This is a genomic window from Streptomyces boluensis, from assembly GCF_009908195.1.
In the GTDB taxonomy this organism is placed as follows: Bacteria; Actinomycetota; Actinomycetes; order Streptomycetales; family Streptomycetaceae; genus Streptomyces; species Streptomyces boluensis.
This window is the reverse complement of record NZ_JAAAHS010000170.1, coordinates 1-15,236: the sequence shown is the minus strand read 5'-3', so window position 1 is coordinate 15,236 and position 15,236 is coordinate 1. Positions and strand designations below refer to the sequence as shown.

Annotated in this window: 14 protein-coding genes and 2 pseudogenes; 8 read left to right on the top strand and 8 right to left on the bottom strand. The window is 69.7% G+C overall.

Annotation, left to right across the window (positions count from 1 at the left end):
• The 5 genes and pseudogenes from GUY60_RS39975 to GUY60_RS21025 form a co-directional block, all read left to right on the top strand.
• A pseudogene (locus tag GUY60_RS39975) lies at nucleotides 1-126 on the top strand (sirohydrochlorin chelatase); the annotation flags it as partial.
• A 78-nt stretch (nucleotides 127-204) separates the two neighbouring features.
• Nucleotides 205-1,512, top strand: coding sequence for a deoxyguanosinetriphosphate triphosphohydrolase (locus GUY60_RS21040; RefSeq protein WP_161700141.1), 1,308 nt, complete (start codon nucleotides 205-207; stop codon nucleotides 1,510-1,512).
• Between the two features lie 150 nt (nucleotides 1,513-1,662).
• Complete coding sequence (locus GUY60_RS21035; RefSeq protein WP_161700139.1) at nucleotides 1,663-2,928, top strand: NAD(P)/FAD-dependent oxidoreductase; 1,266 nt, start codon at nucleotides 1,663-1,665, stop codon at nucleotides 2,926-2,928.
• Between the two features lie 47 nt (nucleotides 2,929-2,975).
• A pseudogene (gene dnaG / locus GUY60_RS21030) lies at nucleotides 2,976-4,193 on the top strand (DNA primase); the annotation flags it as partial.
• Nucleotides 4,165-5,196: a DUF7847 domain-containing protein gene (locus GUY60_RS21025; protein ID WP_161700137.1), complete on the top strand. Its 1,032-nt coding sequence runs from the start codon at nucleotides 4,165-4,167 to the stop codon at nucleotides 5,194-5,196. The pseudogene dnaG and the gene GUY60_RS21025, both read left to right, overlap by 29 nt.
• 146 nt (nucleotides 5,197-5,342) lie before the next feature.
• Here the strand turns inward: GUY60_RS21025 and GUY60_RS21020 are convergent, their stop codons facing one another.
• The 8 genes from GUY60_RS21020 to GUY60_RS20985 form a co-directional block, all read right to left on the bottom strand.
• Entirely contained in the window at nucleotides 5,343-5,681 is a 339-nt protein-coding gene (locus tag GUY60_RS21020) for a metal-sulfur cluster assembly factor (protein WP_161700135.1), read from the bottom strand.
• Nucleotides 5,678-6,145, bottom strand: a complete 468-nt coding sequence (gene sufU, locus GUY60_RS21015; RefSeq protein WP_161700133.1) for a Fe-S cluster assembly sulfur transfer protein SufU — start codon at nucleotides 6,143-6,145, stop codon at nucleotides 5,678-5,680. Before sufU ends, GUY60_RS21020 begins: the two co-directional genes overlap by 4 nt.
• A gap of 34 nt (nucleotides 6,146-6,179) precedes the next feature.
• Entirely contained in the window at nucleotides 6,180-7,436 is a 1,257-nt protein-coding gene (locus tag GUY60_RS21010; protein ID WP_161700131.1) for a cysteine desulfurase, read from the bottom strand.
• On the bottom strand, nucleotides 7,433-8,197 hold the full coding sequence (sufC, locus tag GUY60_RS21005) for a Fe-S cluster assembly ATPase SufC (RefSeq protein ID WP_161700129.1): 765 nt from the start codon (nucleotides 8,195-8,197) through the stop codon (nucleotides 7,433-7,435). The genes GUY60_RS21010 and sufC overlap by 4 nt, the downstream gene beginning before the upstream one ends.
• Before the next feature lie 5 nt (nucleotides 8,198-8,202).
• On the bottom strand, nucleotides 8,203-8,520 hold the full coding sequence (locus tag GUY60_RS21000; protein WP_161700127.1) for a bifunctional 3-phenylpropionate/cinnamic acid dioxygenase ferredoxin subunit: 318 nt from the start codon (nucleotides 8,518-8,520) through the stop codon (nucleotides 8,203-8,205).
• A complete protein-coding gene (gene sufD, locus GUY60_RS20995) occupies nucleotides 8,520-9,698 on the bottom strand; it encodes a Fe-S cluster assembly protein SufD (RefSeq protein ID WP_161700125.1) in 1,179 nt (392 codons plus the stop codon). Before sufD ends, GUY60_RS21000 begins: the two co-directional genes overlap by 1 nt.
• A gap of 98 nt (nucleotides 9,699-9,796) precedes the next feature.
• Nucleotides 9,797-11,221: a Fe-S cluster assembly protein SufB gene (gene sufB / locus GUY60_RS20990; protein ID WP_161700122.1), complete on the bottom strand. Its 1,425-nt coding sequence runs from the start codon at nucleotides 11,219-11,221 to the stop codon at nucleotides 9,797-9,799.
• On the bottom strand, nucleotides 11,218-11,973 hold the full coding sequence (locus GUY60_RS20985; RefSeq protein WP_161700120.1) for a helix-turn-helix transcriptional regulator: 756 nt from the start codon (nucleotides 11,971-11,973) through the stop codon (nucleotides 11,218-11,220). The genes sufB and GUY60_RS20985 overlap by 4 nt, the downstream gene beginning before the upstream one ends.
• Before the next feature lie 202 nt (nucleotides 11,974-12,175).
• Here GUY60_RS20985 and GUY60_RS20980 point away from each other — a divergent pair, with 202 nt between their 5' ends.
• From GUY60_RS20980 to GUY60_RS20970, 3 genes are all read left to right on the top strand, one after another.
• Nucleotides 12,176-13,111 carry an ABC transporter ATP-binding protein gene (locus tag GUY60_RS20980; RefSeq protein ID WP_161700117.1) on the top strand — a complete coding sequence of 312 codons (936 nt, stop codon included), beginning with the start codon at nucleotides 12,176-12,178 and terminating at the stop codon, nucleotides 13,109-13,111.
• A gap of 88 nt (nucleotides 13,112-13,199) precedes the next feature.
• On the top strand, nucleotides 13,200-14,000 hold the full coding sequence (locus GUY60_RS20975; protein ID WP_161700116.1) for an ABC transporter permease: 801 nt from the start codon (nucleotides 13,200-13,202) through the stop codon (nucleotides 13,998-14,000).
• 62 nt (nucleotides 14,001-14,062) lie between these two features.
• Nucleotides 14,063-15,088: a COX15/CtaA family protein gene (locus GUY60_RS20970; protein ID WP_376771286.1), complete on the top strand. Its 1,026-nt coding sequence runs from the start codon at nucleotides 14,063-14,065 to the stop codon at nucleotides 15,086-15,088.
• Nucleotides 15,089-15,236 lie beyond the last annotated feature (148 nt).

The window sequence follows — 15,236 nt, the reverse complement described above, 5'->3', positions numbered from 1 at the left end:
GGGATCGCCTCCGCCCCTCTCGGCACCCACCCGGCCGTGGCCGAACTCCTCCTGCACCGCTACGACGAGGCGGCCCACACCTACGCCCGCCCCGCCACGCCCCACCTCCACCTGGCCACGGCCTGACCTCCACAGACCCGTACGACGGTTCCACTCAGGACCTTCGCGCCCGGATTGTCATTCCTTCCGTCTACTGTCGGACGCATGTCCCGCACGTATGACGAAGACGACACCGAGCGCTGGGCGCCCGAGCCCGACAAGCGGCCGGGCCGCACCGCCTTCCAGCGCGACCGCGCGCGCGTGCTGCACTCCTCCGCGCTGCGCCGGCTCGCGGGCAAGACCCAGGTCGTCACGCCGGGCACACTGCCCCGCACGCGCGGCCTCGGCGGACCGGGGGAGGGCTGGGACGCCAGCCCCCGCACCCGCCTCACGCACTCCCTGGAGTGCGCCCAGGTGGGCCGCGAGCTGGGCGCCGCCCTCGGCTGCGACCCGGACCTGGTGGAGACCGCCTGCCTCTCCCACGACCTGGGCCACCCGCCCTTCGGGCACAACGGCGAGCAGGCGCTCAACGAATTCGCGGCCGACTGCGGCGGCTTCGAGGGGAACGCCCACTCGCTCCGCCTCCTCACCCGCATCGAGCCCAAGCGCTTCGTGCACTCCGAGGCCACCGGCGGCCTCGTCAGCGTCGGCCTCAACCTCACGCGTGGCGCCCTCGACGCCGCCACCAAGTACCCCTGGCCGCGCGGCGCCCACCCCACCGACCCGGCCTCCGCCAAGTTCGGGGTGTACGACGACGACCGCCCCGTGTTCGACTGGATCCGCAAGGGCGCCCCAGGCCACCGCACCTGCTTCGAGGCGCAGGTCATGGACTGGTCGGACGACGTGGCGTACTCGGTGCACGACGTCGAGGACGGCCTGCACGCCGGCCACATCGACCCCAACTGGCTGCACGCCGAGCCCGAACGCCAGGAGATCTTCGCCGTGGCCCGCGGGCGGTACGTTCCGGAAGACACCGATCCGGCCGAGCTCGCCGCGGCCCTCGACCGCCTCCTCGACCAGGAGTGGTGGCCGCACGGGTACGACGGCACGGCCGTCGCGCAGGCCCGGCTCAAGGACGCCACCAGCCAGTTGATCGGCCGCTTCTGCCTCGCGGCGGAGGGAGCCACGCGCGCGAGACACGGAAACGGCCCCCTGACGAGATACGCCGCGGAGCTCGTCGTACCGATCGAAACCCGCCATGAATGTGCCGTACTCAAGGCCGTCGCCGACCGGTACGTGATGCAGCGCGACGAGCAGGAGCGGCTCCGCGCCGACCAGCGCGTCGTCATCGCGGAGCTCGCCGCCGCGCTCACCGCGCGCGCCCCGAGAGACCTCGACCCGCAGTTCCGGGCCCTGTTCGACGCCGCCCCCGACGACACGGCGCGCAAGCGGGTCGTCGTCGACCAGATCGCCGCGCTCACCGACGCCTCCGCACGCTCCCTGCACGCGCGCCTCACCGGTGGCCGAACCTGACCCGGATCGCCGCGCGCACCTGATGTGATCTAGCCACGTAGGGGTTACGGCCCCTTCCCCCATTACGCTCCGTGCGGGACGCTCGCAGATGGCGGCCACGCTGCGTGCGGGCAGCCCGCAAGTGGCGGCACGGTTGTGAGGAGGCATCAAGTGGTCGACGCGGATCAGACGTTCGTCATCGTCGGAGGCGGCCTGGCCGGCGCAAAGGCGGCCGAAACTCTTCGTGCGGAGGGGTTCACCGGCCGGGTGATCCTCATCTGTGACGAAAGAGAGCGCCCGTACGAACGCCCGCCGCTCTCCAAGGGCTACCTCCTCGGCAAGGAGGAGCGCGACAGCATCTTCGTGCACGAACCCGCCTGGTACGCACGGCACGACATCGAACTGCACCTCGGCCTGCCCGCCGTCGCCGTCGACCGCGCCGACAAGTCGGTGCGCCTGGGCGACGGCACCCTCGTGCGCTACGACAAGCTGCTCCTCGCCACCGGCTCCGAGCCGCGCCGCCTGGACATCCCCGGCACCGACCTCGCGGGCGTGCACCACCTGCGCCGTATCGGGCACGCCGAGCGCCTCAAGGGCGTGCTCGCCGCCCTCGGCCGGGACAACGGCCACCTGGTGATCGCCGGCGCCGGCTGGATCGGCCTCGAGGTCGCCGCCGCCGCGCGGGCGTACGGCGCGGAGGTCACCGTCGTCGAGCCCGAGGCGACCCCGCTGCACGCGGTGCTCGGCCCCGAGATCGGGCGCCTCTTCGCCGACCTGCACCAGGAGCACGGCGTCCGCTTCCACTTCGGCGCCCGGCTCACCGAGATCACCGGCCAGGACGGCATGGTCCTCGCCGCCCGCACCGACGACGGCGACGAGCACCCCGCGCACGACGTACTCGCCGCCATCGGCGCCGCCCCGCGCACCGCGCTCGCCGAGTCCGCCGGGCTCGAACTGGCCGACCGGGCGCACGGCGGCGGCATCGCGGTCGACACCCGGCTGCGCACCTCGGACCCGGACATCTACGCCGCGGGCGACGCGGCCGCCGCCCAGCACCCGCTGTTCGGCACCCGGCTGCGCGTCGAGCACTGGGCCAACGCCCTCAACGGCGGCCCCGCCGCGGCCCGCGCCATGCTCGGCCGGGACGTGACGTACGACCGGGTGCCGTACTTCTTCTCCGACCAGTACGACGTGGGCCTGGAGTTCTCCGGCTGGGCGCCGCCCGGCAGCTACGACCAGGTGGTGATCCGAGGGGACGCCACCAAGCGCGAGTTCATCGCGTTCTGGCTGTCCGAAGGCCGGCTCCTCGCGGGCATGAACGTCAACGTCTGGGACGTGACCGATCCCATCCAGGCGCTGATCAGGGCCGGTGCGCGCCCCGACCAGGACCGTCTCGCGGACCCGGGCGTCCCGCTGGACTCGCTCCTGGAGGGCTGAGGCACGGGGCGGGCCGGCATGTCAGTGCGCCACCGTAGACTTGCCGCGTGGCAGGACGGATCAACGACGAGGACGTGAAGGCGGTACGGGACGCGGTCCCGATCGACGCCGTCGTATCCGAGTACCTCCAGCTGCGGAACGCCGGCGGCGGCAATCTGAAGGGCCTGTGCCCCTTCCACGACGAGAAGTCGCCGTCCTTCCAGGTCAGCCCGAGCAAGGGTCTCTTCCACTGCTTCGGCTGCCAGGAAGGCGGCGACACGATCGCCTTCGTGATGAAGCTCGACCACCTCTCCTTCTCGGAGACGGTCGAGCGCCTCGCCGCCCAGGCGGGCATCACGCTGCGGTACGAAGAGGGCGGGTACAACCCCTCCCACCAGCGCGGCGAGCGCATCCGCCTGGTCGAGGCGCACCAGGTGGCCGCGAAGTACTACATCGAGCAGCTGGACGGCGCCGAGGCGGAGATCGGCCGTAAGTTCCTCGCCGAGCGCGGCTTCGACCAGGCCGCCGCGGCGCACTTCGGCGTCGGGTACAGCCCGGCGGGCTGGGACCACCTCACCCGCTTTCTGCGCGGCCAGGGCTTCAGCGACAAGGAGCTGATCCTCTCCGGCCTCTCCCAGGAGGGCCGCCGCGGCCCCATCGACCGCTTCCGCGGCCGCCTGATGTGGCCGATCCGGGACATCTCCGGCGAGGTCGTCGGCTTCGGCGCCCGCAAGCTCCGCGACGACGACAACGGCCCGAAGTACCTCAACACCCCCGAGACCCCGATCTACAAGAAAAGCCAGGTGCTGTACGGCATCGACCTGGCCAAGAAGGACATCGCCAAGGTCTCCCGCGCGGTCGTGGTCGAGGGGTACACGGACGTGATGGCCTGCCACCTCGCCGGAGTCACCACCGCCATCGCGACCTGCGGCACCGCCTTCGGCGGCGACCACATCAAGATCCTCCGCCGCCTGCTCATGGACAACGGCTCGGCGCGCGTGATCTTCACCTTCGACGGCGACGCGGCCGGGCAGAAGGCCGCCCTGCGCGCCTTCGAGGACGACCAGAAGTTCGCCGCCGAGACGTACATCGCGATCGCCCCCGACGGCATGGACCCCTGCGACCTGCGCCTCGCCAAGGGCGACGAAGCGGTCGCCGACCTGGTCGAACCCCGCACCCCGCTCTTCGAGTTCGCCCTGCGCCAGATCGTGAACCGGTACGACCTGGAGACCCCCGCCGGCCGCGCCGCAGCCCGGGGTGATCCCGCTGCGCCCGCTGCAGCTCGGCGACATACTCGGCGGCACCTTCTCCGCGCTCGGCCGCTGCTGGAAGACCCTGTTCGGGATATCGCTGATCGCGTACGGCGGCGCCATCCTGACCCTCGTCCTCGCCGCGGGCCTCGCGTACCTGATCGTCGGCGACCATCTGCACGCCGTCCTCGATGTGCGCGGCGGCGACGATCCGCACTGGTCCGACACCCTGCCGCTGATCGTCGCGGGGTCGGCGGTGTGGGTGTTCGCGCTGATCGTGATGCTGCTCGCGTCCTCGATGGTCTCCGCGGTCTGCCCGGCGGCCCTTCAGGACGCGGTGCTCGGCAAGCCCGCGACGTTCGGCACGGTCTGGCGCCGCACCCTGGCCCGCGTACCGGCCGTCCTCGGCACCGGACTGCTGACCTCGCTGATCCTGGCCGTGCCGTTCCTGCTCTTCTTCGGCCTCGCCCTGACCGTGTCGATCATCGCGGTCACCGACCACACCTCGCCGGGGCCCGTGATCGCCCTGTGGTTCCTCGGCCTGCTCGCCCTGATGCCGCTCGTCATCTGGCTGTGGATCCGCTTCAGCCTGGCCCCGGCCGTCGCGGTGTTCGAGACGGCCGGCCCGGTCACCGCGCTGCGCCGCTCGACCCGCCTGGTGCGCGGCTCCTGGTGGCGGATCTTCGGTATCTCGCTGCTCGTCTACCTGATGGCTTCGATCGCCGGGTACTTCATCCAGATCCCGTTCAACATGCTCGGCATGTTCTCCGCCGTACCGGGCGCCAACATGGTGGGCCCCGAGCCCGAGCCCAGCGAGATCTTCGCCGTCATGAGCGTGTTCATGCTGTTCATCATGCTCGGCGCCCTGTTCAGCCAGCTGGTGACGGCCCTGTTCCCGCAGCTCGCCATCGGCCTGCTCTACGTCGATCAGCGCATCCGCAAGGAGAGCCTGGACGTCACCCTGGCCGAGGCCGCAGGCGTCCCGCTCACCCCCGCGAACCCGGCCCCGGCCCCGCCGTACGGGACCTACGGCCCCTGAGCGACCCGCACGAACAGACCGCCAACAGACCCCCATACGTGTGAAGGCCCCCGGAGAGCGAACTCTCCGGGGGCCTCCACATGCGTACGTACGCGGGGTGGCTCAGACGTCGAAGGGGCTCAGACGTCGAACGGGATCAGACGGGATCAGACGTTGAACCCGAGCGCCCGCAGCTGCTCGCGGCCGTCGTCCGTGATCTTGTCGGGGCCCCACGGCGGCATCCAGACCCAGTTGATCCGGAGCTCGTTCACGATGCCGTCGGTGGCCGACTTCGCCTGGTCCTCGATGACGTCGGTCAGCGGGCAGGCCGCGGACGTGAGCGTCATGTCGATCGTGGCGATGTTCGCGTCGTCGACGTGAATGCCGTAGATCAGGCCGAGGTTGACGACGTCGATGCCCAGCTCGGGGTCGACGACGTCGTAGAGCGCCTCGCGCACCTCTTCTTCGGACGCCGGCTTCAGGGTGGCCGTCTCGTTGTCACTCATGCGGTCTTCCTCGCATTGGTCTCGTCGCCGAAGGCCTGGGCGGTCGCGTCCTTCCACGCCATCCAGCTCAGCAGCGCGCACTTCACCCGTGCCGGGTACTTGGACACCCCGGCGAACGCGACGGCGTCCTCCAGGGTCTCCTCCATCGCGTCGTCCGGCTCGATCTTGCCCTTGGACTGCATCAGCTCCAGGAACACGCCCTGGATCCGCTGCGCCTCGGCCAGTTCCTTACCGACCAGGAGCTCATTGAGCACGGACGCACTGGCCTGGCTGATCGAGCAGCCCTGGCCCTCGTACGACACGTCCGCGATGCGCTCGCCGTCGTACTTCACCCGGAGCGTGATCTCGTCGCCACACGTCGGGTTGACGTGGTGCACCTCGGCGTCGCCGTCGCGCAGACCACGCCCGTGCGGGTGCTTGTAGTGGTCCAGGATCACGTCCTGGTACATGGAGTCCAGCTTCACCAGTCAGCCCTGTCTGTCCCTGTGTCCCGTGTCCTCAGCCGAAGAAGTTCCGTACATGCTCCAGGCCGTCGATCAAGGCGTCCACCTCGGCCGGCGTGGAGTACAGATAGAACGACGCTCGCGTGGTCGCGGGAATTCCGTACCGCAGGCAGACCGGGCGGGCGCAGTGGTGACCCACGCGGACCGCGATGCCCTGCTCGTCGAGGACCTGGCCCACGTCGTGCGGGTGGATGTCACCGAGCGTGAAGGAGATCGCCGCGCCGCGGTCCTCGGCCGTGGTGGGTCCGATGATCCGCAGGTCCGGCACCTCCTGGAGGCGCTTCACCGCGTACTCGGTGATCGCGTGCTCATGCTGCGCGATCTTGTCCATGCCGATCGAGGTGAGGTAGTCCACCGCCGCCCCGAGGCCGATGGCCTGCGAGATCGGCGGGGTGCCCGCCTCGAACTTGTGCGGCGCCGGAGCGTACGTCGACGAGTGCATCGAGACCGTCTCGATCATCTCGCCGCCGCCGAGGAACGGGGGCAGGTCCTCCAGGAGTTCCTGCCGTCCCCACAGCACGCCGATACCGGTCGGGCCGCACATCTTGTGGCCGGTGAAGGCCACGAAGTCGGCCTGCAGCGCCTGTACGTCGAGCGGCATGTGCGGCGCGGCCTGCGAAGCGTCGACGCAGACCAGCGCGCCGACTTCCTGGGCGCGGCGCACGATGGCCTCGACCGGGTTGACGGTGCCCATGATGTTCGAGACCAGCGTGAAGGAGACGATCTTCGTCTTCTCGTTGATGATCTCGTTGATGTTCGACAGGTCGAGGCGGCCGTCGTCGGTGAGGCCGAACCACTTCAGCTTCGCGCCCGTGCGCTGCGCGAGCAGCTGCCAGGGAACGATGTTGGAGTGGTGCTCCATCTCCGTGATGACGATCTCGGTGTCGCTGTCCACCCGGTAGGGCTCGTCGGCCCAACCGAGCATGTTCGCAACGAGGTTGAGCGACTCCGAGGCGTTCTTGGTGAAGATGACCTCGTTGCGGCTCGGCGCGTTGATGAACTCGGCGACCTTGTCACGCGCGCCCTCGTACAGCGCCGTGGCCTCCTCGGCGAGGACGTGCACGCCGCGGTGGACATTGGCGTTGTGCTGCTCGTAGTACTCGGTGAGCACGTCGAGCACCTGGCGCGGCGTCTGGGAGGTCGCCGCGTTGTCCAGGTAGACGAGCTTCTTGCCGTCGTGGAGCACCCGGTCGAGGATCGGGAAGTCCTTGCGGATTGCCTCGGTGTCGAGGAGGCCCGGCAGCTGTGTCACGCAGATACGCCACCCTTCGTGTACTTCTCGTAGCCCTCGGCCTCGAGCGTGTCGGCCAGCTCCGGGCCGCCGGACTCGACGATCCGGCCCGCCGAGAAGACGTGCACGAAGTCCGGCTTGATGTAGCGCAGGATGCGCGTGTAGTGCGTGATCAGCAGGGTGCCGACCTCACCGGTCTCACGGACGCGGTTGACGCCGTCCGAAACCTGGCGCAGGGCGTCGACGTCGAGGCCGGAGTCGGTCTCGTCGAGGATCGCGATCTTCGGCTTGAGGAGCTCCATCTGCAGGATCTCGTGGCGCTTCTTCTCACCGCCGGAGAAGCCCTCGTTCACGTTGCGCTCGGCGAAGGCCGGGTCCATCTGGAGCTGCTCCATCGCACCCTTGACCTCCTTCACCCAGGTACGCAGCTTGGGGGCCTCGCCGCGGATCGCGGTGGCCGACGTACGCAGGAAGTTGGAGACCGAGACGCCGGGGACCTCGACCGGGTACTGCATGGCGAGGAACATGCCGGCGCGGGCGCGCTCGTCGACGGACATCTCGAGGACGTCCTCGCCGTCGAGGGTGACGGTGCCGCTGGTGATCGTGTACTTGGGGTGACCTGCGATGGAGTACGCGAGCGTGGACTTGCCGGAGCCGTTCGGGCCCATGATGGCGTGCGTCTCGCCCTGCTTCACGGTCAGGTCGACACCCTTGAGGATTTCCTTGGTGCCGTTGTCGACCTCGACGGAAACGTGCAGGTCGCGGATTTCAAGCGTTGCCATGTGCCTCAGGACTCCTGGGTGACGGAGACGAGCACATCGTCCCCTTCGATCTGTACGGGGTATACGGGGACGGGGCGCGTCGCGGGAAGCCCGGACGGCTTGCCGGTGCGCAGGTCGAAGCTGGAACCGTGCAGCCAGCACTCGATCATGCAGTCTTCGACCTCGCCCTCCGAGAGGGAGACGTTCGCGTGCGAGCAGATGTCGTTGATCGCGTACACCTCGCCCTCGGTCTTGACTACGGACACCGGCGTGCCGTCGAGTTCCACCCGCTTCGGGGTGTCCTCCTCCAGCTCGCTCAGCGCACACACTTTGACGAAGGCCATCAGACCGACTCCGCCAGCTCGGCCTCGATCTTGGCGAGGAGGCGCTCCTCGATGTCCGGGACACCGATCTGCTGGACCAGCTCGGCGAAGAAGCCACGGACCACGAGGCGGCGGGCGTCGTCGGCCGGGATGCCGCGGGACTGCAGGTAGAACAGCTGCTCGTCGTCGAAGCGGCCGGTCGCGGAGGCGTGCCCCGCGCCGACGATCTCGCCGGTCTCGATCTCCAGGTTCGGCACGGAGTCGACCCGGGCACCGTCGGTCAGAACCAGGTTGCGGTTCATCTCGTACGTGTCGGTGCCCTCGGCGGCGGCCTCGATGAGGACGTCACCGATCCACACGGCGTGCGCGCCCTCGCCCTGCAGGGCGCCCTTGTACACGACGTTGGACTTGCAGTGCGGGACGGCGTGGTCGACCAGGAGGCGGTGCTCCTGGTGCTGGCCGGCGTCCGTGAAGTACAGGCCGATCAGCTCGGCCTCGCCGCCGGGGCCCGCGTAGTTGACGCGCGGGTGGATGCGGACGAGGTCGCCGCCGAAGGTCACGACGACCGACTTGAAGGTGGCGTCGCGGCCGATCAGGGCGTTGTGCTGGGAGACGTGGACGGCGGTGTCGTCCCAGTCCTGCACGGAGACCACGGTGACCTTGGCGCCGTCGCCGACGATGAAGTCGACGTTGGCGGCGCGCACGGCGTCACCGGTGTGGTCGATGACGATGACAGCCTCGGCGAAGGCGCCGATGTCGAAGACGGTGTGCCCGAAGGTGGTGCCGCCCTCGCCGTGCAGCGTGACGCGCACGGGCTGGTCGAGCACCTGCTCCTTGGGGACCGAGACGACGGTGGCCTTCTCGAAGGAGGAGAACGCCTGCGCGGCGACGCGGTCGACGGGCGTGCCCGCCTTGCCGATGCGCGCGTCGTCCCGGCCGACGGACTCGACGGTGACGCCGTCGGGCGCGTCGATCTCGGCCTTCAGGGCGCCGTCGGCCTTCGCGGTGCCGTCGTGCAGTCCCTTGAGGCGGTCGAGCGGAGTGAAGCGCCACTCCTCCTCGCGGCCGTGCGGGACCGGGAAGTCGGCCACGTCGAACGACGGGGGCGCGCTCATGCGCGTAGCGACGGTGGACTCGGCGGCCACCGCGACCGAGCCGGCGGTGGTGGAACCCACCGGGAGATTCTGAGCCTCAGCCATGGCTGTCGTAGTGCTCACTTTCTTGGATCAAGACGTGTAGCTGCTTCGGATCGAGGAGCGGGAGCCGGCCTTGGTGACCGGCCCCCAGCGACCGGTGGTTAACCGACCGCGCCCTCCATCTGCAGCTCGATCAGCCGGTTGAGCTCCAGGGCGTACTCCATCGGCAGCTCCTTGGCGATCGGCTCGACGAAGCCGCGCACGATCATCGCCATCGCCTCGAACTCCGTCATGCCGCGGCTCATCAGGTAGAAGAGCTGGTCATCGGAGACCTTGGAGACGGTCGCCTCGTGGCCCATGGAGACGTCGTCCTCGCGGACGTCGACGTACGGGTACGTGTCGGAGCGCGAGATGGTGTCGACGAGCAGCGCGTCGCACAGCACGTTCGACTTCGAGCCGTGGGCGCCCTCGCCGATCTCGACCAGGCCGCGGTACGACGTACGACCGCCGCCGCGGGCCACCGACTTGGAGACGATGTTGGACGAGGTGTTGGGCGCCATGTGGACCATCTTGGAGCCGGCGTCCTGGTGCTGGCCCTCGCCCGCGAAGGCGATGGACAGGGTCTCGCCCTTGGCGTGCTCGCCCATCAGGTAGACGGCCGGGTACTTCATGGTGACCTTGGAGCCGATGTTGCCGTCGATCCACTCCATGGTCGCGCCCTCGTACGCCACGGCGCGCTTGGTGACCAGGTTGTAGACGTTGTTCGACCAGTTCTGGATGGTCGTGTAACGGCAGCGGGCGCCCTTCTTCACGATGATCTCGACGACCGCGGAGTGCAGCGAGTCCGACTGGTAGATCGGCGCGGTGCAGCCCTCGACGTAGTGGACGTAGGCGTCCTCGTCGACGACGATCAGCGTCCGCTCGAACTGGCCCATGTTCTCGGTGTTGATCCGGAAGTAGGCCTGCAGCGGGATCTCGACGTTCACGCCCTTGGGGACGTAGATGAAGGAGCCGCCGGACCACACCGCGGTGTTGAGCGAGGCGAACTTGTTGTCGCCGACCGGGATGACGGTGCCGAAGTACTCCTTGAAGAGTTCCTCGTGCTCCTTCAGGGCGGTGTCGGTGTCGACGAAGATGACGCCCTGCTCCTCCAGGTCCTCACGGATCTGGTGGTAGACGACCTCCGACTCGTACTGAGCCGCGACACCGGCGACGAGGCGCTGCTTCTCCGCCTCGGGGATGCCGAGCTTGTCGTACGTGTTCTTGATGTCCTCCGGCAGGTCCTCCCAGGACTGGGCCTGCTTCTCGGTGGAGCGCACGAAGTACTTGATGTTGTCGAAGTCGATGCCGGAGAGGTCGGAGCCCCAGTTCGGCATGGGCTTCTTGTCGAACAGGCGCAGGCCCTTGAGGCGGAGCTTCGTCATCCACTCCGGCTCGTTCTTCTTCGCCGAGATGTCGCGGACGACGTCCTCGTTGATGCCGCGCTTGGCAGAGGCACCGGCGGCGTCGGAGTCGGCCCAGCCGTATTCGTACTTGCCCAGACCCTCGAGCTCAGGGTGGGCAGTCTCCTCGATGGGGAGCGTCATGCGGGGTTCCTCCCGGCCGTGCTTGCAGATGCTGTGGTGGTCTTCGGTTGGTGCTGTGGCGAGACGGTTTCGGCACGGGGGATGAAGGTGGTGCACACCCCGTCCCCGTGGGCGATGGTGGCCAGTCGCTGCACATGAGTGCCGAGCAGACGGCTGAAGAGTTCTGTCTCCGCCTCGCACAGCTGCGGGAACTGCTCGGCCACATGGGCGACAGGGCAGTGGTGCTGACACAGCTGCTCGCCGACCGGTGCGCTACGCGCCGTAGCAGCGTACCCGTCGGCTGTCAGCGCTCTGGCCAGGGTCTCCGCGCGCTGCTCGGGGGCCACGGCGGTCAGCTGCTCGCGGTACTTCTCGGCGGTCGCGGCGAGCCGGGCGCGGGCGAACGCGGAGACCGCGGCCTCGCCGAGCTCACCGCCGCCGGCCGACTGGGAGATCCAGTGCAGCGCCTCGGCGGCCAGCTTGTCGTAGGACTGGTCGAAGGCGTCCCGGCCGCAGTCGGTGAGCGCGAACACCTTGGCCGGCCTGCCGCGGGTACGGGTGCCGTACACCCGCTGCTCACGGGGGGCCACGACGTCATCGGCGACCAGGGCGTCGAGGTGCCTGCGCACCGCGGCGTGGGTGAGGCCGAGACGGCCCGCGAGCTCGGCCACGGTGGACGGACCGTGGTCCAGGACGGAGCGCGCGATCCGGTTGCGCGTACTGCGCTCGCCGGTCGCGAGTTCCTCCTGGGGAGCTTCGCCAACGTTTTTCACAACGCCATTGTTGCGTAATTCCTCAGGCCCCGACAAGCCGCGACCGATCAGCCCGCCGGTGGCCTCGATCACTAAGGTTCACCTAATCTGCGTACGTTCCTACGGCACCGCCCGCCTTGTGGGCCCCTCGCCCGGTACGAACCCACCAGCTCGCCCGGGGCCAGGTCCCGGGCCCCCGGCGCCGCTCTCTAGACTTCCCCGCATGCATCAAGAGCCCGGCGCAGGCGGCGTCCTCCAGGTACGCGGCCTGGTGAAGCGGTACGGACCGAAGACCGCGGTCGACGGCCTCGACCTCACGGCCCAGCCGGGTATCACCGCGGTCCTCGGCCCGAACGGCGCCGGCAAGACCACCACGATCGAGACCTGCGAGGGCTACCGCAGGCCGGACGCCGGCGAGGTCCGCGTCCTCGGCCTCGACCCGGTCACACAGGCCGCCGCGCTGCGCCCCCGTATCGGCGTGATGCTGCAGTCCGGCGGCGTGTACTCGGGCGCCCGCGCCGACGAAATGCTCCGCCACATGGCCAAGCTGCACGCCCACCCGCTCGACGTGGACGCCCTCATCGAGCGCCTGGGCCTGGGCAGTTGCGGCCGTACGAGCTACCGGCGGCTCTCCGGCGGGCAGCAGCAGCGGCTCGCGCTCGCCATGGCGGTGGTCGGGCGCCCCGAGCTCGTCTTCCTGGACGAGCCGACCGCCGGCCTCGACCCGCAGGCCCGCAGGTCCACCTGGGACCTGGTGCGCGAGCTGCGCGCCGACGGTGTCTCCGTGGTCCTCACCACGCACCACATGGACGAGGCGGAGCAGCTCGCCGACGATGTCGCGATCATCGACGCGGGCCGGGTCGTCGCGCAGGGCAGCCCCGAGCGGCTCTGCAAGGGCGGCGCCGAGAACACCCTGCGGTTCAGCGGCCGCCCCGGCCTCGATGTCGCCTCGCTCCTCAAGGCCCTGCCGATGGACACCGCGGCGGCCGAGCTCACCCCGGGCTCGTACCGCGTCACCGGCACCGTCGACCCGCAGCTGCTCGCCACCGTCACGTCCTGGTGCGCCCAGCACGGTGTGATGCCGGACCGCATCTCGGTGGAGCGCCACACCCTCGAGGACGTTTTTCTCGAGCTGACCGGTAAGGAGTTGCGAGCATGACGCGGCACGATGCGACTCTCGGCCGGGGGTCCGGGGGTTGTCCCCCGGGAAGACACAGCCTCGAACTGACTGGTAAGGAGCTGCGCGGATGAGCGCGGACACGAACCCCGCCACGGCCTCGGGCACGTACACGCCGAAGCCGGGGGCGGCCCCGGTCGGGCGGATGATCGCGGCGCAGGCGGCCCTGGAGACCAGGATGCTGCTGCGCAACGGCGAGCAGCTGCTGCTCACGGTCGTGATCCCGTCGCTGCTCCTGGTGCTGTTCTCGACGGTCAGCATCGTTGACTTCGGCGCCACGGGCGAGGGCAAGGCCGTGGACTTCCTCACTCCGGGTGTGCTCGCGCTCGCCGTGATGTCGACGGCGTTCACCGGCCAGGCCATCGCGACCGGCTTCGAGCGGCGGTACGGCGTACTGAAGCGGCTCGCCGCCTCGCCGCTGCCGCGCTGGGCGCTGATGGCCGCGAAGACCCTGGCGGTCCTGGTCACCGAGGTGCTGCAGATCGTGCTCCTGACGGCGATCGCGTTCGCGCTCGGCTGGTCGCCGCAGGGCAACCCGCTCGCCGTACTGCTCCTGCTCGTCCTCGGCACGGCCGCGTTCTCGGGGCTCGGCCTGCTGATGGCCGGCACGCTCAAGGCGGAGGCGACGCTCGCCGCCGCGAACCTGGTCTTCCTGCTGCTGCTCGTCGGCGGCGGCGTGGTCGTCCCGCTCGACAAGTTCCCGGACGCCGCGCAGTCGGTGCTCGGCCTGCTGCCCATCTCGGCGCTCTCGGACGGCCTGCGCGACGTGCTGCAGCACGGGGCGTCGATGCCGTGGGGCGCGGCCGGGATCCTCGTGGTGTGGGCGGTGCTCGGGCTCGCGGCCGCGGCCCGGTTCTTCCGCTGGGAGTAGGCCCGTACTGGTTTCGTCGTTTCCCTCCCCCTCGTGAATGGATGCACAAGGCCACCTCTACGATGGTGCGCGTGCCGAAGTTGACCCGAGCCGTACTGGCTCAAGCCGCGCGCAATCCGCTCGCCTTCATCGCCGAGCGCTGGACCCCCGAAACCCGGACGGTCCGGCGGGCGGCTCTCACCGCCCTCGTCATGAGCTGCGTGATCGTGGTGACCGGCGGCGCCGTCCGGCTCACCGGCTCCGGCCTCGGCTGCCCGACCTGGCCGAAGTGCACCGCCGACTCGCTGACCACGACGAGCGAGATGGGCCTGCACGGCTACATCGAGTTCGGCAACCGCCTGCTCGCGTACGTGCTGTGCGCGGCCGTCGGCTGGGCGATCATCGCGGCCCGCTCGCAGAAGCCGGCCCGGCGCTCCCTGACCCTCCTCGGCTGGACCCAGTTCTGGCTGGTGATGGGCAACGCGGTGCTCGGCGGCATCGTCGTCCTGGTCGGCCTCAACCCGTACACGGTGGCCGCGCACTTCCTGCTCTCCACGGCACTGATCACGGTCGCCACGGTGATGTGGGCGCGCACCCGCGACGGTGAGGGCGACGCCGAGCCGCGCCCGCTCGTCGGCCAGGCGGTGCGTCAGCTGGTGTGGTGCCTGGTCGTCGCCTCGGGCCTGCTCGTGGCCGTCGGCACGGTGGTCACCGGTTCGGGTCCGCACGCCGGCGACTCCAGTGACGTACCGCGCATGGACATCGGCGCCATCGGCCTCGACTGGGAGGGCGTCTCCAAGCTGCACGCGGTGCTCGCCTGGATCGTGGTGTCGCTCACCTTCGCGCTGTGGTTCGTCCTCAAGGCCGTCGACGCCCCGAAGGGCCCGCTCAACCGGACCCGCGACCTGTTCCTGATCCTGCTCGCACAGGGCGCGATCGGGTACGTGCAGTACTTCACGGACCTGCCCGAACTCCTGGTCGGCGCGCACATGCTGGGCTCGTGTCTGGTGTGGATCGCGGTGGTCCGAGTACTGCTGGCCCTGCGGGAACGCCCCCGAAGCGAGCCGGGCATCCCGTCCCAGGCGGACCCGCAACTCTCGGCGGTCTGAGCTTTCTCCTCAATTTCCCCCAGCTACCGCTGGGAGGTACCCCCAGAGGGGCTGATAAAAATCAGCCCGTCCGGCGCTTGAGGACGAGCCCGCAGGGCGATCGACGGCGCCTGAGTCGACGGTGCGGGACTAGCCGAGCCCATAAACC